Raw genomic sequence first — 24,010 nt, 5'->3', positions numbered from 1 at the left:
GCGCACTATAAACATCTATTAGCGCCTTGTAAAGCAGGAATTTTTCTATTTTTCCCCACAGGCGTTTGACTGCGCAAAAAGTCACCCAAACGCTGACTTCACATCACTCTCCGCGACCTTGTACATACCGTAACATAGCAACACTCATCGTTTTAAAACTCTCTGGTATAGAATGCCACAAAAATAAACGGTCATTTGTTGTGTAATTGTTATAAATCTGAGTAGCCACAGATTTAGAAATTACTGCCATGCAGTGTTACTGGTTGATGATGAAAATCAAAAATTCGCTTTGCTTACATTTCCTGATGGCGACGCTGGCCATTTTGTTTCTCTGTGTTCACCCGCTGGTGACGAGTTTCGATCCACCGCTCACTTTCCAGCCGCTGATTAAATCAATGGCGGGTACGCCTAAAGAACAGGCGGAAAAAATTGCCACTATTTCTCATGCCTTAGAAGGGAATGCTATTTTCTTCATTGGCGCGTCTGAGGTTGCCACCTCAGAAGATGAACATTACGCTGTATATAATTACTTTAATAAGCAATTACACAAACCCGTCGTGGCGTATGGCGATGCGTTTGTCGATGATGAAACGCAATTTTTACTATTCTCACGCTTTAAAAATAGCCTTAACGCAAACAGTAAAGTTGTTTTGCTGCTGGCGCCTGACAGCTTTTACTCAAAAGGGCTGCCACCGGCTATTTATGCCGATAATTTCCCCGGCTCTATTTTTAATCCACTGGTGAAGGATCCGCAGGCGCGCCCGCTGCTGGTTAATTATTTAAAGCATATTGATAGTAAAGAAATAAGCCATTTAACCTTTGGCCAAATGCGCGTCTTTGGCTGGCATCCCGATCTGATCTGGGACGAGCTGAGCTTCCAGTTTGCGAACGTCTGTACCATGATAAAAAACGACTGGCTGTCGCTGCTCAACATTAGGCCCCAGACGGTTCAGACCTGGCCGCCGCAGCCAGCCACCCACATTATCCCTGACTGGGATAAAGAGCTGGCGAATGCCCGCGAGTTAAATAAAAAACGCCAGCAGAGCGCGGCCACCCTGTGGATGGACAAAACGATTTACGAAGAGGACGGTACGCGGCAACAGTGGGACGACACGCCGGTCGTGCCTGCGCAAATCGCCGCTTTCAGTAAAACCGTCCAGCTGCTGAAAGAACATCACGTGCAGGTGATTGCTATCGTCGACCCGGTTAACCCCTGGGCGCTTTACAACACCGATACCTTCCGCCCGGTTGATAAGCAAATTAAAACCATTCTGGAAAAGAACCAGATCCCCTATTTAGATATGTACGCCATGCCTTATCAGAATGGCTGGAACTGGGATCGTTTGCACCCTTCCGAACTGGCCTGGGTTCCTATGATTCGCTTTATTGCACAGAGTTTTAAATGATGAAAATTGCGATCCGTCTTTTTTTCCTTTATCTCCTGCTGGCGATTACCGTCGTCGCGTGGACCTCTGTCGATGACAGCATGAGTATGCAGCTGCATTTTGAATATCAAAAATTCTGAGGCCGAATGATGTATAGCTCAGGAATGTTTTTTGTTTATTTGTTTTCATCCGCGCTGGCGTTTGCGCTGGTCAATCGCGTATTACGCCATCGCCTGACTTATTTATCGGCCTTATCCGTCCTGGCCGCATTAGGCTGGGGCTATATTTTTCAGGGTGATTACCGTGTTCCCGCGGTCGTTTTTTTTAGTTTTTACCTTGTCGCCGCGTTAAAAGAAAAAGGATGGTTAAAAACCTGGCAGGCGATTGTGTTAACGCTGCTTCCTTTATTTTTGGTGAAACTGCACGTTAATCACCATCTCGGCATGATCGGCCTCTCTTTTATGACGTTCCGCGCGGTGGACGTGCTGCTCTATCGCAGTAAAAAAGAAGGGCAGAATTTCCTGCACTATTTCTGCTATCTGTTTATGCCCTTTATTATTCTGGCGGGCCCAATGTACCGCTGGCGGACATGGATGAGCGACGTCAGCAAGCCCGTCTTTGCCCTTACTCGCGAACAGTTTTTAGTGGCGCTGGAGCAAATCATTACCGGCATTATCCAGAAGTTCCTGTTTGCGATGCTGGTTGACTCACTTGTCGTGCAGCCCTGGAGCCATAAGCCGTTTACGCTGACCGTGGGCGTGGTGATGTCGATTGCCTATAGCGCCTATCTGTACTTTGATTTTGCGGGCTACAGCAATATGGCCATCGGCGCAGGCCGCCTGTTTGGACTCAACATTCCGGCAAACTTCAATATGCCGCTTCTGGCAAAGAACCCGCAGGATTTCTGGCGCCGCTTCCACATCAGCCTGTCTGAATGGCTGCGCGATGTGGTCTTTATGCCCGTTTATATGAACCTGATGAAGTTCAACTTTTTCCGTCAGAACAAAACGCTGGCGCAAAATATCGGTATTTTTTGCACCCTGTTCTGCATGGGGGCATGGAATGGCCTGGAACGCCATTACGTCATCAGCGGCGCGCTGTTTGGCGCGATTTCCGTCACTCATAACATGCTGCTGTGGTTAGCCAAACGCAGCCCGGCATTGCACCGGGGCTTGCAGTATCCGGCCGTTGCATTTTTGGGACGCATTCTGACGCTGGGAAGCGCCGCGGGCTCCCTTTACATCTTTAGTGGAATGTCACCTCTATGAAAAATCACTCCGATCTTCAGGAAATGCACGATTTCTTGCGTGCGGCATTATGCGATCCCGCCTCCCCGCAGCAGCTGGCCATCAGCGGCAGCGACGAAGCCTTAAGCTGGCTGCAGCTTTCCGCGGCCGTGACGGACTGGGCGCAGCGCTATGAGCGTTGCCAGCCTGTTGCCGGTACGCCGGTCGTCTTGTACGGACACCAGCAGGCCGAGTTCGCCGTGGCGATTTATAGCTGCCTGCTGCACAACATTCCGTACATTCCGGTGGACTGCATTTACCCGCAGGAGCGCCTGCGGGAGATCTGCCATCTGGCCAGCGCCCCTTACTATTACGACGTCGCGACCCGGCAGTTTATCGCCACCGGTGAACCGGGCAAGGTGCTGGAGGAGCAGGATTTGGCCTATATCATGTTTACCTCAGGCAGCACCGGCAAGCCTAAAGGGGTGCAGATTGGACGTGAAAGCGTATGGCACTTCATGAAATGGGTCAGCCAGGACTTTTCGCTGCCGGAAAAACCAGTGCTGATGAACCACGCGGTGTTCAGTTTTGACCTCTCCCTGATCCCTTTGCTGGCGAATCTGGCGATGGGTGGACACATCGTGCTGAACGCCAAAGAAGACATTCAAAAAGAGAACTGGCTGGAACGACTGAAAAGCAATGCCGTCTCCGCCTGGATTTCCACCCCCTCTTTTGCTTACCAGCAGCTGCTTTCCCCGCAGTTTAACAGCGAGTATTTACCTGAACTCAACGTCTTTATCTTCATTGGTGAAGTGTTGAATAAAGCGCTGGTTAAACAGCTTCGCCGCCGCTTCCCGCAGGCAAAAATCATTAACTCCTATGGTCCAACGGAAGCGACCATCGCGACCACCGTGGTTGAAATCACGGATGAGATCCTGAACAGCGACAGCGCCGTGCTGCCGGTGGGGGTCATGATGCCAGAGAGCAGAATGGAAATTTCCGCTGAAGGCGAGCTGATTATCTGGGGTAAAAACGTCATGCGCGGCTACCTGGGCCTACCGCAGGAGAACGCAGAAAAATTACTCCGTCGGGAAAATGAAGCATTTCGCGGCTACCGGACCGGCGATCTGGGCTATGAAGCGGGACTTATCTACTGCCAGGGCCGCAACGATAGCCAGGTCAAACTGAATGGCTACCGTATTGAAATTAACGAGATTGAAAACCGCCTGCTGGCCATGTCCGGCATCAACGAAGCGGTGGTTCTGCCGCTGATGAAATCCTGCGGCAGCGTGCTGCGCATTGCCGCGTTCTGCGTGACCGATATGGCGCCGGATACCATCAAAACGTCGCTGTCTAAGGTGGTTCCGCACTATATGGTGCCTTCACAAATTATCGTAAAAGACGCTTTGCCGCTGAATCCCAACGGCAAAATTGACCGCAAGCTGCTGGACGCTTACGCCCGCACAAATTAATGACTCCAGGAAAAATTATGGAACAAGAAATTCTCGCCCTGTTCGAAAAAGTGTTATCCCGTAAGGTGGGCTTTCACGATGAACTGATTGAATCCGACATTCTCGACTCCATCCTGGCGGTCGATATGGTGCTGGAAGTGCAGGACGTTTACGGCTGTATGATCCCGCCAACTGACGTAGCGACGGTGCTGAAAACCCCGGCTGACCTGGCCCGCTATATTGAAGAAAACCGCTAAACGCCCCTGCAGTTAATCCTGCCCTGAAGGCTCTGGAGGATCTCCCCAGAGCCTTTTTTCGTTCCCCCTCCCGCCTGAAAGCAAAACGCTGCCTTTCACAGGAATGAAACCCACTGCTTTTACTATTTCACCTACACTTTAGGGGTACTGTCGGTACGGGAAACAGAAAAAAGCCAACTTAATTAAGGCATTAATGATTCGCTCTCCGCTCGGGTTGCGATCGTTTTGCCTTTAACAGAGGAGTCTGCAGTATGGCATTCGTAACCACGAAAGACGGCGTCAACATTTACTACAAAGACTGGGGCCCCAAAGAGGCCCAGCCCATTGTCTTCCACCACGGTTGGCCGTTGAGTGCCGATGACTGGGATAACCAGATGCTCTTCTTCCTTGCTGAAGGCTATCGCGTTATCGCTATCGATCGCCGCGGTCACGGGCGTTCGGACCAGGTGAGTGAAGGGCACGATATGGATCATTATGCGGCCGATGCGTCAGCCGTGGTTGAAAGCCTGGATCTGCGTAATGCCGTGCACGTCGGTCACTCCACCGGCGGCGGCCAGGTCGCCCGCTATGTTGCCCGGTACGGCCAACCGCAGGGGCGCGTTGCCAAAGCGGTGCTCGTCAGCTCTGTTCCGCCTCTCATGGTCAAAACGGAGACTAACCCCGGCGGAACGCCGATCGAGGTTTTCGATGGCTTCCGCAAAGCGCTGGCGGCTAACCGCGCCCAGTTTTATCTCGACGTCGCCAGCGGTCCTTTCTATGGTTTTAACCGTGAGGGAGCCGAGATTTCACAGGGTACGATTCAGAACTGGTGGCGTCAGGGCATGATCGGCAGCGCCAAGGCCCACTATGAGGGGATTAAGGCGTTTTCTGAAACCGATCAGACGGAAGATTTAAAAACCATCACGGTTCCCGTTCTGGTGATGCAGGGCGACGACGATCAGGTCGTGCCGTATAAGAATGCCGCCCTGCTGCAGGACAAGCTGCTGGCGAACAGCGTGCTGAAAATTTATCCGGGGTTCCCGCACGGGATGCATACCACCCATGCGGATACTATCAACGCGGACATTCTGGCTTTCATTCGCTCATAACGCTGCGTTTCTTGCCGGGTGGCGCTGCGCTTACCCGGCCTACATTCCGCCACAATATTCAGTTTAATGCATGAACGCCACCCGAGGGTGGCGTTGTCTATTCCGCTTAGCGATTATCCAGCTGGGCGCGAACGTTGTTCAGCCCGGTGGTGTTGATCCGGTACGGCTGCCCGTTCACGGAGCGGATTAGCTTTTTGGTGCGGAGTTTTTTGAAGACGCTGAGCGTGCAGTCGCTCAGTATCAGCCCTTCACGGGTATAGCACTCTACGGACGTAACGCGGCCGGAACTGTCGCGGACGTGCACAATATGCCCACCTTTGGCGAGAACGTGTAAGGTACGTTGTTCCTGACGGGATAAATTCATACTGGAAAACCTGTGTAATCATCATGCGTAAAAACGAGCCCACACCCGCAGGTGCGTGCGTAAGGTTTAAGCGCAGCGATAACCAGTCCGTCCTGAAAAGGTCGGGAAACTGATTATCTGATGAAAACATTCTCCAGCATCAAAGCCTCGATGAGAGATGAAAAGGTATTTACGGGGTGAATAATAGCGCCTGATTTTTGCGGGGAAATAACGGGGTCTTGAAAGTGTGAGGCGGATCGGTCAATCCAAAACAAAAACCCCAGGTTCACGAGTAACCTGGGGTTTATATCTGGCGGAAGCGCAGAGATTCGAACTCTGGAACCCTTTCGGGTCGCCGGTTTTCAAGACCGGTGCCTTCAACCGCTCGGCCACACTTCCTAAGTGAGGCGAACTATAAACACCTCACCGCGTGCTGTAAAGAGTGGCTGCACTCGTTCGCTGTAAAAATAGTCAAAACGTGTTTAATCGGTTGAACTGACGACACATCGACGATTTTATCAGCACAGTCTCCCGCGCTCAGGCTTAGTGTTTTTTGATGTACATATCTTTGGTGTAATAGTACCCCAGCTTATCCGGCGTAAACCCACCCACCCACGGTTTCACCAGGTGCGTGCGAACGTAGTGATAAACCGGAATGGCCGGCACATCACGACCCAGCAGATCTTCCGCCTGCTGGTAGAACTTACCCCGCTCTTCCGTTGTTTTGGCTTTTGCGGCATTCACCAGCGCCTGGTCGTATTCCGGATTGCTGTACTGGCTGGTGTTTTCGCTGTCGCCGGTGCGGAAGGTGTTCAGGAAGGTCGCCGCATCGTCGTAATCGGCAATCCACGCGTACCGCACCGCGTCAAAGTTGTGGGTGTGCATGGTATCCAGCATGGTTTTCCACTCCTGATTTTGCAGCTTCGCCTCCACGCCGAGGTTCTTTTTCCACATGGAACTGGCCGCAATCGCGATACGCTGGTGCGATTCAGAGGTGTTATAGAGCAGGTTGAAGCTCAGAGGGTGGCTTTCGTTGTACCCGGCCTCGTTGAGCAGTTTTTTCGCCTCAGCGATGCGCTTGTCCTGCGGCCAGCTGGCGTAGTCCGGGTTCTGAAGCTTAACGCCGCCGATATCCGGCTGGCTGATGAGCCACGCCGGGCGCTGCCCCTGCCCTAACACTTTCCCGGCAATGATGTCTTTATCGAGCGCCATGTTCAGCGCCTTGCGCACCCGGGCGTCGTTGAACGGCGGTCGGGTGGTATTGAATTCGTAGTAATAGGTCGCCAGCTGCGGAGAGACATCCAGCTGGCTGCCCAGAGTCTTCTTAAGCTGGGCAAACTGGTTGATCGGCACCGTGTACACGATATCAATTTCACCCGCTTTATAGCGGTTCACATCCGCGGCTTCGGAGGTGATAGGCAGATACGTCACCTTGTTGATCACGGTATGAGCATTATCCCAGTAGCGCGGGTTGCGCTCCGCCACAATGCGTTCGTTGACCACCCACTGTGATAGCTTATACGCCCCACTGGTGACGATATGTTCAGGCTTGGTCCACTTGTCGCCAAAGCGGCCAATCAGGACTTTATCCACAGGCACCAGTGACGGGTGCGCCAGCATTGCCAGGAATGCCGCATTAGGCTGAGTCAATGTCACTTCCAGCGTGGTGTCGTTAATGGCTTTCACGCCCAGCGTATCGGGGGCTTTTTTCCCCTGAGCGATGTCCGCACCATTTACGATGTGCATGTTGCCTGGATAGCTGGCATATGGTGAAGCGGTTTTAGGATCAACCAGACGCTGCCAGCTCCAGACCACATCTTCCGCGGTGATGGCAGTACCGTCGCTCCAGGTGATGCCCGGGCGCAGATGGAACGTCCAGACGGTGTTGTCCTTGTTCTCCCATTTTTCCGCCAGTCGGGGCTGAACTTCACCCGACGGGGAAACGCTGACCAGCCCGTCGAATAAGTCACTGATAATATTGAATTCGACGTCGCTTTCGACTTTATGCGGGTCGAGCGAAGCGGGCTCATTACCGTTGTTCCTGACCAGTTCCTGCTTATCGGCCAGCTGCGTTCCTGCCGGCACGTTAGCCGCCCAGGTAGCCGTGCTGGCGCACAGGATCCCTGCGGTAAGTAAAGAGAGCGTAAAGCGCGTGCGTGTTTGTGGTTTCATTTCCTTCGCCTTATTGTCTGTTTTTGTGACGATCCGGAAATAACTCTTAGCGGCCTTATGGTAATAACGCAATAATTTTCAGTAACCTATAAGAGGTTGATCTGATTAATCGCGCCAAACCGCTGTTCATACTGGTGAAATGTATTTATGCAGAAGAAACAACCAGCTCCAGCGCTAACCTGCTGAGTAAAGATGGGTAAAACCACTTTGAGACTGGCGCCCCGTTTCCTATTCTTTCCGTTAATTACATCTGTCATAAGAGAGTGACTCATGGATCGTATAATTACTTCCTCACGCGACCGCACATCGCTACTCAGCACCCACAAGGTGCTGCGCAATACCTATTTCATGCTCAGCCTGACGCTGGCATTCTCAGCGATCACCGCCACAGCCAGCACCGTGCTGATGCTGCCGTCTCCAGGGCTGATCCTGACGCTGGTGGGTATGTATGGTCTGATGTTCCTGACCTACAAAACCGCTGACAAACCGGTCGGTATTCTGTCGGCCTTTGCCTTCACCGGCTTCCTGGGCTACATCCTGGGACCGATGCTGAACGCGTATCTGTCTGCCGGTATGGGCGACCTTATCGGCATGGCGCTGGGCGGTACCGCGCTGGTATTCTTCTGCTGCTCGGCCTACGTGCTGACCACCCGTAAGGACATGTCCTTCCTCGGCGGTATGCTGATGGCGGGTGTTGTTGTGGTGCTGGTGGGCATGGTGGCTAACATCTTCCTGCAGCTGCCTGCCCTGCACCTGGCGATCAGCGCCGTGTTTATTCTGATTTCTTCCGGCGCGATCCTGTTTGAAACCAGCAACATCATTCGCGGCGGTGAGACGAACTATATCCGCGCCACCGTCAGCCTTTACGTGTCGCTGTACAACATCTTCGTCAGCCTGTTGAGCATCCTGGGCTTCGCCAGCCGCGATTAAGCACAACGGATATTAAAAAGGAGAATGCCTCTGGCATTCTCCTTTTTTTATGCCCTACTCACCCCGGCAAATATAGGTGGGGTAACGCCGGTCCTGAATCAGCCACACGGATGGCGAGAGTTCAGAGATCGTGAGGTAATAACGTGCGGTAGGACTGGCAAAGCTCCCCCACTGTGCGTCAGGCGTATTGTCATTGTGCCGACGCCAGGTTTCGGTGTAGCTCAATACAATGACCTTATCGTCGTCCCGCTGCTGCCAGGTAAAGTCCACGTCCCTGTCAACGATCATATTTTGCCCGTCAGCCCTTGCCGCGCCTTTATAGGTAGTTACCCCTGTACCATCCCGGTGAAAATAGAACTGAGCAACGGTATTGACCTTTACTTCGCTGGCTTTTCCCTCATTGCGCGTGAAGTTAAATTCAGTGCTGCAGGCCAGCACATCCTTTTTAAACACACAGCCGGAATAGTAAAATAGCGCCAGGGCACTGCCGACCAATGCGCCACCCAGCCCAAAAAGAAGTTTTATTTTCATTTTTGTGCCCCACTTTTATAACGGATGGTTTTGCACAGGCTGGATTTACTGACCGGGCAAGCGCCAATGAACACCTCATCTGCAGTGGCAATAGAAAAACGGGCGCTGAAATAATAAATGTCGTATTCCTCACGTTCGCACGCCACGTTATTGGCCGTCAGCCGCTCCGCTAATTTCGATAACACCAGCGGTCTTCCGTGATCGTTGATAATCCAGATGCTGCAACGCGCGATTTTCTCCTTAACCGGCATGAGTTTCGCCGGGACGAATATCCCCTGCTGTCGGCTAAAGCAGAAGCTCGCTCCCAATACAGCGACAATCAATACGGCAGGAATCCCCCACCTTTTCAGGGAAGCGGGTCGCCGCTTTTCCTGTTGCGGTGCAGACGGAGGCTGCGGCTCGGCGGTTTGAATATTCTCTCCAGGCTGAAAAATCACATCGGCCTCAAAGCGAAACCCATAACGGGGCACGGTTACGATAAATTCATACCTCTCTCCCAGCGCCTGGAAGCTTTTCCGTAATTCGCTCACCGCTTTATTGAGATTATTTCCCGATGGCGTAAAGCCAAACTCCTCCCACACGCGGGTAATCAATTCCTCCCGACTCAGGTCGTGCCCTTTGTGTTTAATAAATTCCTGTAAGAGGCGAACGGCGGGTGCCGAAAGCGTTAATACAGATTCCGGGTGTCCAACAAGACTTATTGCATGTGCTTCAGGATCAAATAACAACGAATTATTGCATATAAAAAACATCTTTTATTCTCGGCTGTTACCGCATGCTTTTTAATCCCTGGTACATCGACATGAAAATCGCCTCCCGATCTGCTTATTTTTTCATCAGAAGGAATTTTCTCTCCATCCCTGGTCGCGGTATTTTCGCTTAACTATACAACCTTAAAGCCAGAAAAGCAGGATAAAAAACTGTATGTAACGAGTTAATTAATACAAATTTTCACAAACCGCTGTTCTGGTTAAAGTTTCCCTGCCCTGAAGCGATACGTTAGCAGAGGGTGTCCCGTTGTGAATGCTCCGGGAATGAACTCAACGCAGGCGGACCGAAAGTGAAACAGAAAAAAAATGTGAATAAGACAACTGCCTTTTATATCGCTGCGCTGTCACTGCCATTTTTCTCAGAAATGGCACTCGCCAATATGAGCGTGTATCCCATGGAACTTAACGTGGATAAGTCCGGTGCGGCGCAAATTAAGGTGGCGTCAAAAACGGATGATATTCAGTTCATTCGGGTGAGGCAAAAGAAAATTCTTAATCCCGGCACGGCCCAGGAAAAAGAGATTGATGTGGCCTCGTGGAAAGAAGGCGGTGTTGTTGTCACACCGGAAAAATTCGCCCTTGCGGCAGGTGCAATGCGAGTGGTTCGTCTGGTATCGCTTACGCCCCCGGAAAAAGAGACGACCTGGCGCGTCTATTTTGAAGGAGTAAAGCAGCCTGACAGCATTATTCCGGGCAAGGCAGAAAGCCCTGCGGCGACGGCAAGACTGGGCGTCAATGTGATCTGGGGCGCCCTGATCCATCTCGCACCGGAAAAAAGTGTGGTTTCACTGACGATAGACCCTCGCAGGGGCACGTTAAAAAACAACGGCACGTTGCGCGTGCCGCTGAGAGAGATCGGTATTTGTAACGCAGATTCGTCGTGTAAATGGGTTAAAGAAGACGCGACGATTTATCCGGACACCGAACGGAAATTAAAAACGCTCACAAAGACACAAGGCCAGAAATATAAATTCCGCTACTTCAACTGGGTGAATAAAACCGCTGAAGAAGCTGATTTACCCGTCGTGCAATAACACGACGTCACCGTAAAGACCCCAAAGGGTTTGTTTAAAGAGCCAGGGTGCTCATTTGTAAATATGGAGATATCAATGCGTAAGTACTTTAAACCTCTAATGATTGTTGCCGCGATGACCACGTCCGTTAGCGCGCTGGCGATTCAAAAAGATATTACCGTCAACGCCAGCGTTGATTCACAGCTGGATATGACCCAGGCCGATAACACGCCGCTGCCGGCAAGCATCGATATGCAGTACCTGCCTGGCCGCGGTCTGGAAAGCTATCGTCTGAATACCAAGGTGTGGTCTAACTCCGCCACCAGCAACGTGAAAGTCCGTCTGGTGAGCGCCGCGAAGCTGGCGAATGCCGACGGCGCTGAGACCATCCCAATGACGGTGAAGCTGGGCGATAAAACCCTCTCTACCGCAGATGTTGAATACACCGGTACCGAACTGTTCCCGGGAAGCATCGAAAACGGTTCAGCGGTACTTCCGCTGACCATTTCCCAGACCACCAAAGGCATTCTGAAAACCGGTCAGTACAGCGGCGTTGTCAGCCTGATGCTGACGCAGGCGACTACCACGGAAGGCGGTGCGTAACACCACAGCACCTAAGGAATAACGTCAGAGGGTGCCCACCCTCTGACGTCAGGATGATGTCGAGGCTCGTTCATGGCGTTTCACAGAAATACCCTCCTCTTTGTTGCTTTGTTACCCGCTTCCATCCAACTCGCCTGCGCCGGGATGGCCGTCCCGGCAGGTTTTGAAGATCTGGCGAAAACGCAGCGCCTGTGGACAGAGGTCAACCTCTACGGCGAGTCGCTTGGACTTTTTGAAACGGATATCACCCTTGAAACGGTGAGCTTTGTCGCACCTGAAACCGTGGTTGCGGCCATCAAACGACGGTTCAATGACGCCCCTGCACTCGTTGCCACCGTGTCTGCCGCGCTGGCCGTTCCGCTTGCCCGTAACGGCAACCTGGCCTGCAGCAGCAACGGCTCCGCAGCAGGCTGCGATTACATTGATACCGACCGCGCGGCCATTATCTATGACGAGAATAACGCCCGCATTAGCCTGTTTTTGGACAAGAAATTTCTGCCTAAAGCCATCGCGGAAAATCAGTGGTATCAGCCCACGCAGGACACTGAAAATGCGCTGATCCATCAGCAGAACATTAACTTCGTTGCCGACAGGGATTATCAGTCGGCTACCGTGCAGGGCAACGGCGCGCTGGCGCTCACGCAGGACGGCTATGTTAATCTCGACTGGACCTGGCTGGGACAGCGTTCACGGCGTCAGCAGCAGCAGGAGATAACCGTCAACAACGCCTGGTTCCGCCAGGATATCTTGCGTCAGTACTATGTCCAGCTAGGCGAGATGGATACCCGCGATCTGTTCAGTAATGCTGGCGGAAATATTAACCTCAGCCAGCTGCCGCTGGGCAAAATTCGCGGCCTGCGCACGGGATCGACAAGGGCGTGGATAAATCCGGTTCAGCAGTCGAAGGGAACCCCTGTTACCGTGCTACTTTCCCATGACGCGCGTATCGACGCCCGCCGGGGCAATCAGCTTCTGGCGAGCTTTTATCTGAATGCCGGGGCGCAAACCCTGGACACGCGATCGTTCCCGGACGGGAGCTACACCGTGACGCTCTCCATCTATGAAAATAACCGGCTGACGCGCACCGAGCAGGTGCCGTTTACCCGAACCGGCATTACGCCATTCGACCGCGTCGAGTGGTTCCTGCAGGCGGGCGAAACCGACAACAGCGAACAAAACGAAGAACGCCGTGCGGTTGCGCAGGCGGGCGTACGCCTGCCCCTGACCCCGTCGCTGGCGCTAACCAGCGGCGCAACGTTCAAGAAAAACCAGCGTTTCCTGGAAAATGCGATCGACTGGAGCCGGGGCTTCAACGCGGGCCCGATCGATGGCGTGCTGAGTACCCGGTTTAGCTACCTTTACGGCAGCGAAGGCCAGCGAGGCAATATCCAGCAAATCAGCTACAACGACGGTTTTTCACTTAGCCTCTATCGCAACGCGCTATCAGCGGAAAACTGCAACACCCGAAGTACAGGGTTTGATGCCGTGAACGGCTGTTATCGCACCCTCTCGGTGATGTTCTCCGTCCCGGTCGGCGCCTGGTATGCGAGCCTGGGGTATTCGGATAACCGCAACGAAGGACGGTACGTTTCACGTCGGGAGCTCCCGGACAGCGACGATCGCCACGATGCGGGTTTGCCGTGGGAATCAGTCTACATGACCCGCTCGCGTACGCGGGCCTGGCAGGGTGGCCTGAGCAAGGCCTTCAGCACCCATGGTCTGAACATTAACAGCAGCATTAACCTGTTCATGCGTAACGATGACTCACGCGAAGGCAGGGATAAAGGCGGCTACCTGAGCGTGAGCCTGTCCATGACGCATAACCGTCAGGGCGATGCATCAAGCTACACCTCTCTGGGCGCGACATGGCAGCACCAGCAACGTGAAAAAAACCAGCTGAGCTACAGCGTGGCGCATAACTGGTATGCCGATGCCCGCGGCGAAAATGAGTACGGCCTTAGCGCGTCGGGCATTAACAGCGACTCGCTGAATACCTCAGCCTATACGCGCCAGGGCGGGCGATATGGCAACGGCAGTCTTACCGTCAGCGACGCCTGGGATCGTCAGGATCGGCGCCATACGCTGAGCAGCAGCGGCAACTACAGCTCGACCCTTGCGCTGTCGCGTTCTGGCCTGTGGCTGGGCCGCTGGAGCGACGGTCGCCCTGCTTCCGCCGTCGCGGTGAACGTGACCACGCCGGAAGATGCTCAGGATCCGCGCGTGGCCGTGTCGCTGGATAACGGCGGCAGCGCAGATATTCCGGGCAATAGCCGCGCCCTCTTCGCGGTGCCGGGCTATCAGCAGACAACGTTGACGGTTAACGAATCGCTGGATGTCTCACGAGGAGCCAGCAGTGAAATCACGCAAGGATCGGGCAGCAGAACGCTGTTTATGGTGCCTGGCAAACTGCTGCGCCGGGACGTGCAAACCACCGCAAGCTACACCTGGCTCGGCCAGTTAACCGACGAGCGTCATTCGCCGTTTATCGGCGGCGTGCCGCTGAACGTGAACGGCTGGAGCGACCTTGGCAACGGCGGGTTTAGCGCCCAAAGCGACGCCCTGCTGCATAACCTCTACCTGGTGCGTCAGCAGCAGTTTTATCAGTGTGCGCTGAACGTGAAGAGTATGCGCGACGTGGTGCGTTATGTCGGGTCGATCCCCTGTAAGGAGTTAACCTTCTCCGCCCTGCCGGATGCCGTCCAGCAGCAGGCACAGCTGATGCTGGCCGGACGGTCGGTTCCTGCTGGCCCGACTGCCATGAACACCGATAGCCTCACTAAAGGGAAATGATGTGATTAAGTGCCTCTTTATTTTACTGTTCATAAGCCTGTGGGCCAGCCAGACGCTGGCAGGCTCTCCCGCGGGACGAAACACCAGCGTAGGGATCAGCTTCGATCGCACCGCGCCGCCCGCGCGTTTTGACATCTGGTTTCATGAATCGGGCGGCTTTGACGCCGCAGATCCGCAAAAGTGGGGACGCAATACCCTGACCTGTCAGTCCCGTACCGATACCACGAACGGCGCCTGCATGAACTCACCGGTCTGGTTCTCGGCAAACCCGGCCGCGCCCTATGCCATCAATTTACGTTTCACGCATACCCTCACCGGCAAGACGGCGGATATCAAGGTGTATGGCGATCACTACATGTTTATCAACAACAAAGTGTTTACCTTTGCCAGCTTCGTGACAGGGGGAACGGCCACCATCGCTGACTGGAACAGAGAGCCTTATTTCGATTTCTATATCGTGAAAAGCGAACTGGATAAGCTCGCCCTGCCGGGGATCTGGACCGCCACGCTGAAGCAGAACCTGCGTCAGTGGGGAAGCGCCGACTGCGGCGGCAACTTCAATGACGTAAATGTCGGTTGTCCTGGCTATCTCACCATCGCCAAATGGCAGGCAAATATTCGCATTGAGGTGGTCGACCCGGGAAACCAGCAGATATATCTGCCAGCCTTTCCGCACTCAACGCCCATCGTTAACCTCAACCTGACCAACTTCCCGGGGCGACCGGGAGGCAGTGAGATCCAGGGTGAGAACTCGCTGGATATGTGCCTGTACGACGGCAATAACAGTACCAGCACCCGCGCCTACCTTCGGTTTGAGGACGACGGACTTACGTCAGCGGGCCGTGCAGATGGCGCGTTTTCTATCAGGCGACGTGGCGGTAGCCAGACCGATGCGCGGGATCGTCTCGATTATAGGGTCTCCGTCACCAATCCAATAACAGGCGCAACCGAAACCGTCTCGAACGGTAAAACCCTTGTCTGGCAAGGCACGAACGATCCGCAGTATCTGCGTCAGGTCTTGCTGCCCGGCGGACGCGAGAGCGTACTGTGCATTCCTGCACCGATTATCCTGAAAACCCCCGCGTTTGCTGCTAGCAGCAAAAACGCGGGCGACTACACCGGCACGCTGCGCGTTATATATACGCCCAGCACGTTATAACGAGGTCACCGTGAGTTACGCCATTCTCGACAACAATCGATTTTACGCCGAAGGGTTGCGCTATGCGCTGCTGCGTCGGGGCGTCCAGCCAGAGGTCATAAGCGATACCGTACAATGGCAGCCAACTCTGCTTTCCCGCCGCGTGGTTGTCGTACGCTGTCGTTTTTCCGTTGCGGGTACGCATCAGGCACTGATTAACATTTTACTCAGACTGGAAGCCGCCCGCTGGCAAGGCAGCCTTTATCTGGTCTGCAATGAAAAAGGGTGGGCGCTGGCGACGCATTTACGCAAGCGTTTCGGTACGCTAACGCTTTATATCATCGACGACAGGATCGCCGTTGCAGATGCGGCGTATTTGCTGGCAAAAGAGCCCCGTCGCGTTCGAAGTCTTGACTGCTGTCTTACCGGCCTTGAATTCAACGTGCTCGATCTGATGCTTACCGGGTTGCCGGTACGCCACATTGCCATCATGACGCGTATGTCTGAGAAACAGGTTTCGACCCATAAATGCAACGCGCTGAAAAAGCTTAATGCCAATAATCTGCTGCAGCTCCTCCTGTAGGGCACGGTTTATCCTGCGGCCTCTTTTTTGCTACACTGTCGCCGGTTTTTTCACACACGACAGAAAATTATGTTCATTTTTGCAGGCCAGGAAATTGAGACCGATAGCGAAGGCTATCTGAAAGATACGACGATCTGGAGCGAACCGCTGGCGGAGAAAATTGCGGAAAACGAAGGGATAACCCTCTCTCCAGAACACTGGGAAGTGGTGCGTTTTGTTCGCGAGTTCTATCTTGAATTCAACACCTCTCCGGCCATCCGCATGCTGGTCAAGGCGATGGCCAATAAGTTCGGTGAAGAGAAAGGCAACAGCCGCTATCTGTATCGTCTGTTCCCGAAAGGCCCGGCAAAACAGGCCACCAAAATTGCTGGCCTGCCTAAGCCGGTGAAGTGCATTTAATACCGAATACCGAAGTTTACGTATTCGCGCCCCGGTTGATGGGGTTCAGTTAAGACCTTATCAACCCGCGCGCTGCGCGGCCCACCCGCTTTCAGCCACGCCACCAGCTTGTCGACCTGCTCCGCTTCGCCGCAGGCGACCACTTCGACGCTTCCGTCGTCCATGTTGCGCGCGTATCCCGTTAGCCCAAGCTCAACCGCTTCGCGCTGGGTGCTGTAGCGGAACCCGACGCCCTGAACAACGCCGTGAACCCAGGCAATAGTGCAGACTTTAGACATTCTTCTTCTCCTTAACGTAGCGTTTTCGGTAAGCAGCCATAGTGTTGCCGGAAACGGGCAGTGAAACGAGAGCTGGAAAGATATCCACATTGTAATGCGATTTCGCCGATCGGTAATCGTGTTGACTGTAGCTGTGACAAAGCCACGGCCATCCTCACCTCCTCCACAATCTGGCGAAAACTCTGCGACTCTTCACGCAACCGCCTGCGCAGCGTCGGCACGCTTAATGCGAGACGGCTGGCAACGTCCTGCGCGGTCCAGTCTCTGGCGGGCGACAGCATAATGAACTGCCGCACCTGCTCGGTCAGGTTACTGTTTCGCTCAACAAGCAGCGGACCCGCCACGCCATCATGCAGCAAGGCCAGCAACAGACCGAAGGCCTGATGCTTTTGTAGCGCTTCCGGTAACTCCTGACGCACGGCGTGCAGCAGGTTGTCCCACATAAATGCCAGCCCCTCGCTCAGCGGAGCACAGAGCGAATGCAGCGTCGTGCGCGGCCAGGATTTCAGGTAATGCGCTTTAAACTCGGCAACAATTTCCGGCGATAACATTAGCAAATCCGAGTGAAACAGCCCGTTTACAGGCTGATTGATAATTTCCATCGACGTATTGGCAGGGATAATAATGAGTTCATCCCGTGTCGCCTCCAGGCGGTTATCATCCTGAACAATCACCTTACTGCCGTGAGTGATATGACAAATAGCCGGAAAAAAAAGTTTAACCTGGTGCAGGCGATGCATTTTGCTGGCAGTCACTTCACCCGCTGTAAGATGTTTATGTCGAAAATGAAACTCCTGCACCCTGCCATCCTTATCTGCTATAGGTTGCTGTTAACTGAGCCTTTGCCAGAGCGTGACTATTGAGCATAAAACCGACCAGCGCGCCGCTGGCATTTTTATCGACGGGCAGTTTATCCACGTCCAGCGCCCAGACGGTAATCTGATAGCGATGAGGCTTATCCCCGGCGGGTGGACATGCGCCGCCGAATCCAGAATAGCCGAAATCATTACGCCCCTGCACAGTGCCGGCAGGTAATTTCTCGCCGTTCGGATTACCGGCATCAGCAGGCAGCGTCATTGTCTTCGCCGGAATATTGGCTACTGTCCAGTGCCACCAGCCGCTGCCGGTAGGTGCATCCGGGTCATATACCGTAACGGCAAAACTTTTCGTACCGGCGGGGGGATTCTTCCATGCCAGCTGTGGTGAAGTATTTCCACCGTGGCAGCCGAACCCCTCAAACACCTGCTGTGTCGCTAACCGCCGTTCGCCGGAAATATCCCGGCTGGTGATACCGAAAGGCGTTGCCGCTAAAACCTGAGAACTCATTGCCGCCAGAGCGGCTATGGCTATTACACTGCGCTTTTTCATGGGTGCTCCCTTTGCTGTACCGGAAGCCCCACTCTAAAGCCAGCTGCAATATCGTAATGTGCCTAAGCGATTTGATTTTGTGCCGAAACGCTCAACGGCATCCGCAGATGATTGCGCCTTGCTGAATGTGGTAATCTACGCGCCATTTCCTGAAATCGACAGAACAGCAAATTATGAGTGTACGTTTAGTGTTAGCCAAAGGGCGCGAGAAATCATTACTGCGCCGTCATCCCTGGGTCTTTTCCGGCGCGGTTGCCCGTATGGAAGGTAAAGCCAGCCTCGGTGAAACCATTGATATCGTTGACCATCAGGGGAAATGGTTAGCGCGAGGCGCTTACTCGCCAGCGTCCCAGATCCGTGCCCGCGTCTGGACCTTCGATAAAGATGAAACCATCGATATCGACTTCTTCGTCCGCCGCCTGCAGCAGGCGCAGCAGTGGCGCGAATGGCTGGCAAAACGCGACGGGCTGGACAGCTACCGCCTGATTGCCGGTGAGTCCGACGGGCTGCCAGGTGTAACCATCGATCGCTTCGGCAACTTCCTGGTGCTGCAACTTCTGAGCGCCGGGGCGGAATACCAGCGTGCCGCGCTGATTAGCGCCCTGCAAACCCTGTTCCCGCAGTGTGCCATTTACGACCGCAGCGATGTGGCGGTGCGCAAAAAAGAGGGCATGGAGCTGACGCAAGGCCCAGTGACCGGCGAACTGCCGCCTGCCCTGCTGCCGATTGAAGAGCACGGCATGAAGCTGCTAGTGGATATTCAGGGCGGGCACAAAACGGGTTATTACCTCGACCAGCGAGACAGTCGTCTGGCTACGCGTCAGTACGTTGCCGACAAACGCGTGCTGAACTGCTTCTCCTATACCGGCGGTTTTGCCGTTTCAGCTCTGATGGGCGGCTGCGCCCAGGTTGTCAGCGTGGATACCTCGCAGGAAGCGCTGGACGTGGCAAAACAGAACGTCGAGCTCAACAAGCTGGATCTGAGCAAAGCGGAATTTGTACGCGATGACGTGTTCAAGCTGCTGCGTAAATATCGCGATCAGGGCGAGAAGTTCGACGTCATCGTGATGGATCCACCAAAGTTTGTGGAAAATAAAAGCCAGCTGATGGGCGCGTGCCGTGGGTATAAAGATATCAACATGCTGGCAATCCAGCTGCTGAACCCGGGCGGGGTTCTGCTCACGTTCTCCTGCTCCGGCCTGATGACCACAGATTTATTTCAGAAAATCATCGCCGACGCCGCAATAGATGCTGGCCGTGATGTACAATTTATAGAGCAGTTCCGTCAGGCAGCCGATCATCCCGTGATTGCTACCTACCCGGAAGGACTGTATCTGAAAGGGTTTGCCTGTCGCGTCATGTAACTTGAAAAGAGAAATATTGCCCGCACATAACGTGTAAGTCGTATTTCCCGGGAGGTGACTATGATTGCCAGCAAATTCGGTATCGGCCAGCAGGTCCGCCACACTTTGCTCGGGTATTTGGGTGTGGTCGTGGATATCGACCCGGAGTATTCCCTTGATGAACCGTCAGCAGACGAGCTGGCGGTCAACGCAGAGCTTCGCGCCGCGCCCTGGTACCATGTGGTGATGGAAGGTGATGACGGGCAACCCGTCCACACCTACCTTGCCGAAGCGCAGCTGAGTAGCGAGCTGCAGGATGAGCATCCGGAGCAACCCACTATGGATGAACTTGCTCAGACTATCCGCAAACAGTTACAGGCTCCGCGCCTGCGGAACTAAGCGTGTAAAAAAAGCCCGATGAACGGGCTTTTTTTTATTACTTCGCCAGCCCCAGACGGGGGATATCGATCGCCGGACAGCGGTCCATGACGACGTTCAGCCCCGCATCCCGCGCCAGCACCGCAGCCTGCTCGTTAATCACGCCCAGCTGCATCCACAGCGTTTTCGCCCCGACGGCAATAGCGTCCTGCGCCACTTCCCACGCTGCCTCGGAATTTCGAAAGACATCAACCATATCAATTTTTTCCGGCACGTCAGCGAGCGTGGCATACCCCTGCTGACCCAGTAAGGTTTTTCCCGCCACTTTTGGCGAGACCGGGATGACGTGATAGCCCTGATCGAGAAGGTATTTCATTACCCGATAGCTTGGACGATCGGGTTTATCGCTCGCGCCCACCAGCGCAATGGTACGCGTAGATGTCAGAATCTCGGCAATATCGTTCTCTTTCATGGTTTTTCTCCTGGCTTTTTTAAAAGTGTACGCCAAACCGCACATCTCAACCATCCATCCCATACAGATGCATGAGGGCAAAACGGCGAAATATGTCTATATGTTAGTAAACGTGATTATCGAAAAATTTAGATACATTAATGCGGCGACAGGATTTCTGACGGGAGCCTTTTATGAAAACCGGTATTGCCACTGCTCTGATTGCGTTAGTGATGCCGGTCTGGGTTTTTGCTACCACGCTCCGGCTCTCTACCGACATTGATCTCCTTGTACTGGACGGAAAAAAGGTCTCCAGCTCGTTATTGCGCGGTGCGGACAGCATCGAATTGGATAACGGGCCGCATCAGCTGGTCTTCCGGGTGGAAAAATCGATCGGGCTTGCGAATCACGAACAAAGGATGTACATCTCGCCGCCGCTGATCGTCAGCTTTAACACCCGGCAAATCAGTCAGGTGAACATCACTCTGCCTCGCCTTGAAACGGAGAAAGAGTCTGCGGCCTTCGACGCTTCACCCCGCGTTGAACTGCTGGACGGGGATGCGATGCCGATTCCGGTGAAGCTGGATATTCTGGCGCTGACGACCTCACCGAAAGGCCCGGATTACGAGGCAGCGACCCAGACCTATAACAAAGCGGGTAAACGCGCCTCTCTTCCGCAGTTTGCGACCATGATGGCGGACGACAGTACGCTTTTGTCCGGCGTCTCTGAACTGGACGTCATTCCTCCTCAGTCCCAGACACTGACGGAACAGCGCCTTAAATTCTGGTTCCAGCAGGCCGATCCCGACACGCGGGCCCGTTTTTTACAGTGGGCAAAACAACAACCTTCATCATAAGCCACATTTTTTACGCCTTTCTCTTGCAGCGTCAGACGGTTCCCGTCATCGTGTAGTCAGTTAACCTGATGGATATGATTATGGAACTGACAACACGCACGCTACCTGAGCGCAAACACATTGCTCTCGTGGCGCACGATCACTGTAAACAAATGCTGCTTAACTGGGTTCGCCGCCATCAGTCTTTGCTGGAAAAACACGCCCTGTCGGCGACCGGTACAACCGGTAACCTGATCCAGCGCGAAACGGGTCTGCAGGTGAATGCGATGCTGAGCGGCCCGATGGGCGGCGATCAGCAGGTCGGCGCGCAGATTTCCGAAGGGAAAATTGATGTGCTGATCTTCTTCTGGGACCCGCTGAACGCGGTTCCGCACGATCCGGATGTCAAAGCGCTGCTGCGCCTGGCGACGGTGTGGAATATTCCGGTGGCGACGAACCTGTCGACGGCGGATTTCATCATCGAATCGCCGCAGTTTAACTCGCCGGTTGATATCCTTATTCCGGACTACCAGCGTTATCTTTCCGACAGACTGAAGTAGCTTTTTTGCCGGGTGGCGGCTACGCCTTACCCGGCCTAGCCATCCTTGCCCGGCGGCGTTATGGCTTCCGCGCCACCGGCACATCTATACTCTTCAAAATATCGACAAACGCGGATGGCTCCTCTTTATTGAACAGCAGCCACACGCGATGGCGCGCGCGGGTCATTGCCACATACAGCAAACGCCGCTCTTCGGCATCCGGGAAATCTTCCGGCTCCGGCAGCAGGGCCTGTTCCATCACCGACTCGCGGGCCGGGGCCGGGAAACCGTCGCTCCCCTCTTTCAGCCCCACCACGATCACATAATCGGCCTGCTGCCCTTTGCTGGCATGAATCGTCATAAATTCAAGCTGCAGTTTCGGCCAGCGGGTGGCGGCTTTTTCCAGCGCCTCAGGTTTAAGGTGATGGTAGCGTGCCAGCACCAGGATACGCTCATCGGGCTTCGCGTAGCCGCTGAGCTTGTCCAGCAGCGGTTCCAGCTGATCGTCCGCCAGCAGGGTCACTGCTTTTTTATCCCCAGGCCGCAGGCTATTGAGCGGTTTTGCCAGCTGATGCGGGTTCTGCTGGATAAAGCGGTTGGCGATTTCACCAATCCGTGAATTGAAGCGGTAGGTCGTATCCAGATCGCTGCGATCGCCTTCGCCAAAATAGTGGTGGAATGCGGTCGTCAGCGAAAGCTGTGCCCCGCTGAAGCGATAGATGGCCTGCCAGTCATCCCCCACCGCAAACAGAGAGGTATGTTTATTTTGTGCCCGCAGCGCCGAGAGCAGAGCCGCACGCTGTGGAGAAATATCCTGGAACTCATCCACCAGAATATGTTTCCACGGGCTGACAAAACGTCCCTTTTCAAGAATGATGATGGCTTGATGGATCAAACCGGAGAAATCGACCGCATCTTCTTCTTTCAGTGCTGTTTTCCAGGCTTTCAGCAGCGGAGCCATCAGCTTGACCCGCTTCGAAAACAGCTCGCGGATTGCCTCCGGCGCGCTTTCAATCATCTCAGCCTGCGATCCACCGTGCATTCGCATCAGGCTGACCCAACGGTCAAGTCGCGAACCCAGCCGACGCGCCAGTTTGTCATCCTGCCAGAAGCTGCCCTCAGGCACCTCCCAGTTGAGTTCCTCTTCCAGCCACTGACGCCACCCTTTCGCCTGCGCCTTTTTCTCACTGCACTGCTGGCGCCACGTTTTGATGAACAGCTCCTGACGCGCCTGCGCGTCGTTTTCCAGCTTACTGATGGAAGGCACTTTTTTACTGCCCTGCTGAATAATATGCAGCGCAAGAGCATGGAATGTTCTGGCCGTGATATCCCGGGTGTGCAGGCGCTCCTGGATCCGTTCGTCCATTTCCTGCGCGGCCTTACGGCCAAAGGCCAGAAGCAGAATTTGATCGGCGACCGCTTCTCCGGTCGTCAGCAGCCAGCCGGCACGCGCGACCAGCACCGACGTTTTACCGCTACCGGCTCCCGCCAGCACCAGCAGCGACTGCTCGCCGTTGACCACCGCTCGCGCCTGAGCCGGATTGAGCGGTGACGATTCCACCGTACTGAAAAAATCGGCGTATTGGGTAAGCATGGCATCCGTCCAGGCCTGGTTATGGGCGAGACGGCTTTTATCCTTATCATTCAGCCAGGCCTGACACTGGCGCCAGGCGTCGCGACAGTTGTCAAACTCGTCGAGACGCGTCACGGAGAGCGGCAGCGCCGAGAGTGCCTGCCGGATCTTTTGCTGCAGCCCGGCAGTCTGCTGACGGGTCAGCCACGCTTGCTGCGCGTTGCTCTGGGCGATATCGTCCAGCACCTGCTGCAGCACCTGGGCGGCAATCACGCTCATATCCTGGCTCCACTGCTGCCAGAGTGCGTTCAGATGATGATGGAAACGCTGGGTTTCCGCCCACTCGGTACCATGAAGGCGCACGACTTTATCGTCAGGCAGAACGAACTCCAGCTCGCCCCACACCAGACCGCGTTTGCAATGAATAGCCAGAAGCTGATTAAACGGAATAAGGTATTCGTGGCGTTCCCCGGAGACTTTCACCCCGGCATTAAGGAGAACAACCCTGTCGTAAGGGTGTTGTGCCAGGCGTTTGCCCAGCGACGTTGCTTTCAGTTCCATGTTC

26 protein-coding genes and 1 tRNA gene are annotated in these 24,010 nt (G+C 54.3%); 17 read left to right on the top strand and 10 right to left on the bottom strand.

Annotated features, from left to right (window positions below; all coding sequences use genetic code 11):
• Positions 1-269 precede the first annotated feature (269 nt).
• The 6 genes from F0319_RS03580 (at position 270) to F0319_RS03560 (ending at position 5,407) form a co-directional block, all read left to right on the top strand.
• Positions 270-1,406 carry a D-alanyl-lipoteichoic acid biosynthesis protein DltD gene (locus F0319_RS03580; RefSeq protein ID WP_149366358.1) on the top strand — a complete coding sequence of 379 codons (1,137 nt, stop codon included), beginning with the start codon at positions 270-272 and terminating at the stop codon, positions 1,404-1,406.
• Positions 1,403-1,525: a hypothetical protein gene (locus tag F0319_RS22465; RefSeq protein WP_256371422.1), complete on the top strand. Its 123-nt coding sequence runs from the start codon at positions 1,403-1,405 to the stop codon at positions 1,523-1,525. Before F0319_RS03580 ends, F0319_RS22465 begins: the two co-directional genes overlap by 4 nt.
• 9 nt (positions 1,526-1,534) lie before the next feature.
• Positions 1,535-2,653 carry an MBOAT family O-acyltransferase gene (locus tag F0319_RS03575; RefSeq protein ID WP_149366357.1) on the top strand — a complete coding sequence of 373 codons (1,119 nt, stop codon included), beginning with the start codon at positions 1,535-1,537 and terminating at the stop codon, positions 2,651-2,653.
• Positions 2,650-4,083 carry an AMP-binding protein gene (locus F0319_RS03570; protein WP_149366296.1) on the top strand — a complete coding sequence of 478 codons (1,434 nt, stop codon included), beginning with the start codon at positions 2,650-2,652 and terminating at the stop codon, positions 4,081-4,083. Before F0319_RS03575 ends, F0319_RS03570 begins: the two co-directional genes overlap by 4 nt.
• Before the next feature lie 17 nt (positions 4,084-4,100).
• Positions 4,101-4,319, top strand: coding sequence for an acyl carrier protein (locus F0319_RS03565; RefSeq protein ID WP_008499867.1), 219 nt, complete (start codon positions 4,101-4,103; stop codon positions 4,317-4,319).
• A 251-nt stretch (positions 4,320-4,570) separates the two neighbouring features.
• On the top strand, positions 4,571-5,407 hold the full coding sequence (locus F0319_RS03560; RefSeq protein WP_111964524.1) for an alpha/beta fold hydrolase: 837 nt from the start codon (positions 4,571-4,573) through the stop codon (positions 5,405-5,407).
• Positions 5,408-5,513: 106 nt separating this feature from the next.
• On the opposite strand, the gene F0319_RS03555 is transcribed toward F0319_RS03560, so the two are convergent.
• The 3 genes from F0319_RS03555 to F0319_RS03545 all read right to left on the bottom strand — a co-directional run bounded on the left by F0319_RS03555 (position 5,514) and on the right by F0319_RS03545 (position 7,922).
• Positions 5,514-5,771, bottom strand: coding sequence for a YjhX family toxin (locus F0319_RS03555; protein ID WP_149366295.1), 258 nt, complete (start codon positions 5,769-5,771; stop codon positions 5,514-5,516).
• A gap of 290 nt (positions 5,772-6,061) precedes the next feature.
• Positions 6,062-6,149, bottom strand: a tRNA-Ser gene (locus tag F0319_RS03550).
• A gap of 144 nt (positions 6,150-6,293) precedes the next feature.
• Positions 6,294-7,922, bottom strand: coding sequence for an ABC transporter substrate-binding protein (locus F0319_RS03545; protein WP_133294121.1), 1,629 nt, complete (start codon positions 7,920-7,922; stop codon positions 6,294-6,296).
• Between the two features lie 270 nt (positions 7,923-8,192).
• On the opposite strand from F0319_RS03545, the gene yccA reads away from it, so the two are divergent.
• On the top strand, positions 8,193-8,852 hold the full coding sequence (yccA, locus tag F0319_RS03535; RefSeq protein ID WP_023335168.1) for an FtsH protease modulator YccA: 660 nt from the start codon (positions 8,193-8,195) through the stop codon (positions 8,850-8,852).
• 54 nt (positions 8,853-8,906) lie between these two features.
• On the opposite strand, the gene F0319_RS03530 is transcribed toward yccA, so the two are convergent.
• Positions 8,907-9,383 (bottom strand): hypothetical protein, encoded by a 477-nt coding sequence (locus F0319_RS03530; RefSeq protein WP_111964528.1) that lies wholly within the window; start codon positions 9,381-9,383, stop codon positions 8,907-8,909.
• Positions 9,380-10,135, bottom strand: coding sequence for a winged helix-turn-helix domain-containing protein (locus F0319_RS03525; RefSeq protein WP_149366294.1), 756 nt, complete (start codon positions 10,133-10,135; stop codon positions 9,380-9,382). Before F0319_RS03525 ends, F0319_RS03530 begins: the two co-directional genes overlap by 4 nt.
• A 308-nt stretch (positions 10,136-10,443) precedes the next feature.
• Here F0319_RS03525 and F0319_RS03520 point away from each other — a divergent pair, with 308 nt between their 5' ends.
• The 6 genes from F0319_RS03520 (at position 10,444) to tusE (ending at position 16,679) form a co-directional block, all read left to right on the top strand.
• A complete protein-coding gene (locus F0319_RS03520) occupies positions 10,444-11,187 on the top strand; it encodes a fimbrial protein (RefSeq protein ID WP_111964530.1) in 744 nt (247 codons plus the stop codon).
• Positions 11,188-11,262: 75 nt separating this feature from the next.
• Positions 11,263-11,769, top strand: coding sequence for a CS1 type fimbrial major subunit (locus F0319_RS03515; protein WP_021240847.1), 507 nt, complete (start codon positions 11,263-11,265; stop codon positions 11,767-11,769).
• Positions 11,770-11,841: 72 nt separating this feature from the next.
• Positions 11,842-14,559: a TcfC E-set like domain-containing protein gene (locus F0319_RS03510; RefSeq protein WP_149366293.1), complete on the top strand. Its 2,718-nt coding sequence runs from the start codon at positions 11,842-11,844 to the stop codon at positions 14,557-14,559.
• 1 nt (position 14,560) lies between these two features.
• On the top strand, positions 14,561-15,718 hold the full coding sequence (locus F0319_RS03505; protein ID WP_149366292.1) for a CfaE/CblD family pilus tip adhesin: 1,158 nt from the start codon (positions 14,561-14,563) through the stop codon (positions 15,716-15,718).
• Positions 15,719-15,728: 10 nt separating this feature from the next.
• Entirely contained in the window at positions 15,729-16,280 is a 552-nt protein-coding gene (locus F0319_RS03500) for a LuxR C-terminal-related transcriptional regulator (RefSeq protein WP_111964533.1), read from the top strand.
• A gap of 69 nt (positions 16,281-16,349) precedes the next feature.
• Complete coding sequence (gene tusE / locus F0319_RS03495) at positions 16,350-16,679, top strand: sulfurtransferase TusE (protein ID WP_111964534.1); 330 nt, start codon at positions 16,350-16,352, stop codon at positions 16,677-16,679.
• Here tusE and yccX read toward each other — a convergent pair.
• Genes yccX through F0319_RS03480 form a run of 3 tightly spaced genes read right to left on the bottom strand, consistent with a single transcriptional unit; the run spans position 16,676 to position 18,325 of the window.
• A complete protein-coding gene (yccX, locus tag F0319_RS03490) occupies positions 16,676-16,957 on the bottom strand; it encodes an acylphosphatase (RefSeq protein WP_029739909.1) in 282 nt (93 codons plus the stop codon). The two genes, tusE and yccX, sit on opposite strands and share 4 nt — an antisense overlap.
• Positions 16,958-16,968: 11 nt before the next feature.
• Positions 16,969-17,757, bottom strand: a complete 789-nt coding sequence (locus F0319_RS03485) for an AraC family transcriptional regulator (RefSeq protein WP_149366291.1) — start codon at positions 17,755-17,757, stop codon at positions 16,969-16,971.
• 10 nt (positions 17,758-17,767) lie between these two features.
• Positions 17,768-18,325, bottom strand: a complete 558-nt coding sequence (locus F0319_RS03480) for a kinase inhibitor (protein WP_149366290.1) — start codon at positions 18,323-18,325, stop codon at positions 17,768-17,770.
• Positions 18,326-18,498: 173 nt separating this feature from the next.
• On the opposite strand from F0319_RS03480, the gene rlmI reads away from it, so the two are divergent.
• Both rlmI and hspQ read left to right on the top strand, forming a co-directional pair.
• Positions 18,499-19,689, top strand: coding sequence for a 23S rRNA (cytosine(1962)-C(5))-methyltransferase RlmI (gene rlmI / locus F0319_RS03475; RefSeq protein WP_014883260.1), 1,191 nt, complete (start codon positions 18,499-18,501; stop codon positions 19,687-19,689).
• 60 nt (positions 19,690-19,749) lie between these two features.
• Positions 19,750-20,067 (top strand): heat shock protein HspQ, encoded by a 318-nt coding sequence (hspQ, locus tag F0319_RS03470; RefSeq protein WP_013097248.1) that lies wholly within the window; start codon positions 19,750-19,752, stop codon positions 20,065-20,067.
• A 37-nt stretch (positions 20,068-20,104) separates the two neighbouring features.
• Here hspQ and F0319_RS03465 read toward each other — a convergent pair whose 3' ends face one another.
• On the bottom strand, positions 20,105-20,518 hold the full coding sequence (locus tag F0319_RS03465; RefSeq protein ID WP_008499920.1) for a CoA-binding protein: 414 nt from the start codon (positions 20,516-20,518) through the stop codon (positions 20,105-20,107).
• A gap of 173 nt (positions 20,519-20,691) precedes the next feature.
• Here F0319_RS03465 and csgI point away from each other — a divergent pair, with 173 nt between their 5' ends.
• Positions 20,692-21,354 (top strand): curli synthesis inhibitor, encoded by a 663-nt coding sequence (gene csgI / locus F0319_RS03460; protein WP_127730303.1) that lies wholly within the window; start codon positions 20,692-20,694, stop codon positions 21,352-21,354.
• Between the two features lie 80 nt (positions 21,355-21,434).
• Positions 21,435-21,893 carry a methylglyoxal synthase gene (gene mgsA / locus F0319_RS03455; protein ID WP_115874655.1) on the top strand — a complete coding sequence of 153 codons (459 nt, stop codon included), beginning with the start codon at positions 21,435-21,437 and terminating at the stop codon, positions 21,891-21,893.
• Positions 21,894-21,951: 58 nt separating this feature from the next.
• On the opposite strand, the gene helD is transcribed toward mgsA, so the two are convergent.
• The gene (helD, locus tag F0319_RS03450) at positions 21,952-24,006 is read right to left on the bottom strand and encodes a DNA helicase IV (protein WP_149366289.1); all 2,055 of its coding nucleotides are present in this window, start codon (positions 24,004-24,006) and stop codon (positions 21,952-21,954) included.
• Between the last annotated feature and the right edge of the window lie 4 nt (positions 24,007-24,010).

Source organism: Enterobacter vonholyi (assembly GCF_008364555.1).
GTDB lineage: Bacteria > Pseudomonadota > Gammaproteobacteria > Enterobacterales > Enterobacteriaceae > Enterobacter > Enterobacter vonholyi.
The sequence above is the reverse complement of the archived record's forward strand: the minus strand, read 5'-3'. Positions and strand labels throughout refer to the sequence as shown.

Coding starts and splice junctions, on each gene's coding strand:
- F0319_RS03580 (WP_149366358.1), top strand. CDS start 270: ATGAAAATCAAAAATTCGCTTTGCTTACATTTCCTGATGGCGACGCTG.
- F0319_RS22465 (WP_256371422.1), top strand. CDS start 1,403: ATGATGAAAATTGCGATCCGTCTTTTTTTCCTTTATCTCCTGCTGGCG.
- F0319_RS03575 (WP_149366357.1), top strand. CDS start 1,535: ATGTATAGCTCAGGAATGTTTTTTGTTTATTTGTTTTCATCCGCGCTG.
- F0319_RS03570 (WP_149366296.1), top strand. CDS start 2,650: ATGAAAAATCACTCCGATCTTCAGGAAATGCACGATTTCTTGCGTGCG.
- F0319_RS03565 (WP_008499867.1), top strand. CDS start 4,101: ATGGAACAAGAAATTCTCGCCCTGTTCGAAAAAGTGTTATCCCGTAAG.
- F0319_RS03560 (WP_111964524.1), top strand. CDS start 4,571: ATGGCATTCGTAACCACGAAAGACGGCGTCAACATTTACTACAAAGAC.
- F0319_RS03555 (WP_149366295.1), bottom strand. CDS start 5,771: ATGAATTTATCCCGTCAGGAACAACGTACCTTACACGTTCTCGCCAAA.
- F0319_RS03545 (WP_133294121.1), bottom strand. CDS start 7,922: ATGAAACCACAAACACGCACGCGCTTTACGCTCTCTTTACTTACCGCA.
- yccA (WP_023335168.1), top strand. CDS start 8,193: ATGGATCGTATAATTACTTCCTCACGCGACCGCACATCGCTACTCAGC.
- F0319_RS03530 (WP_111964528.1), bottom strand. CDS start 9,383: ATGAAAATAAAACTTCTTTTTGGGCTGGGTGGCGCATTGGTCGGCAGT.
- F0319_RS03525 (WP_149366294.1), bottom strand. CDS start 10,135: ATGTTTTTTATATGCAATAATTCGTTGTTATTTGATCCTGAAGCACAT.
- F0319_RS03515 (WP_021240847.1), top strand. CDS start 11,263: ATGCGTAAGTACTTTAAACCTCTAATGATTGTTGCCGCGATGACCACG.
- F0319_RS03510 (WP_149366293.1), top strand. CDS start 11,842: ATGGCGTTTCACAGAAATACCCTCCTCTTTGTTGCTTTGTTACCCGCT.
- tusE (WP_111964534.1), top strand. CDS start 16,350: ATGTTCATTTTTGCAGGCCAGGAAATTGAGACCGATAGCGAAGGCTAT.
- yccX (WP_029739909.1), bottom strand. CDS start 16,957: ATGTCTAAAGTCTGCACTATTGCCTGGGTTCACGGCGTTGTTCAGGGC.
- F0319_RS03480 (WP_149366290.1), bottom strand. CDS start 18,325: ATGAAAAAGCGCAGTGTAATAGCCATAGCCGCTCTGGCGGCAATGAGT.
- rlmI (WP_014883260.1), top strand. CDS start 18,499: ATGAGTGTACGTTTAGTGTTAGCCAAAGGGCGCGAGAAATCATTACTG.
- hspQ (WP_013097248.1), top strand. CDS start 19,750: ATGATTGCCAGCAAATTCGGTATCGGCCAGCAGGTCCGCCACACTTTG.
- F0319_RS03465 (WP_008499920.1), bottom strand. CDS start 20,518: ATGAAAGAGAACGATATTGCCGAGATTCTGACATCTACGCGTACCATT.
- csgI (WP_127730303.1), top strand. CDS start 20,692: ATGAAAACCGGTATTGCCACTGCTCTGATTGCGTTAGTGATGCCGGTC.
- mgsA (WP_115874655.1), top strand. CDS start 21,435: ATGGAACTGACAACACGCACGCTACCTGAGCGCAAACACATTGCTCTC.
- helD (WP_149366289.1), bottom strand. CDS start 24,006: ATGGAACTGAAAGCAACGTCGCTGGGCAAACGCCTGGCACAACACCCT.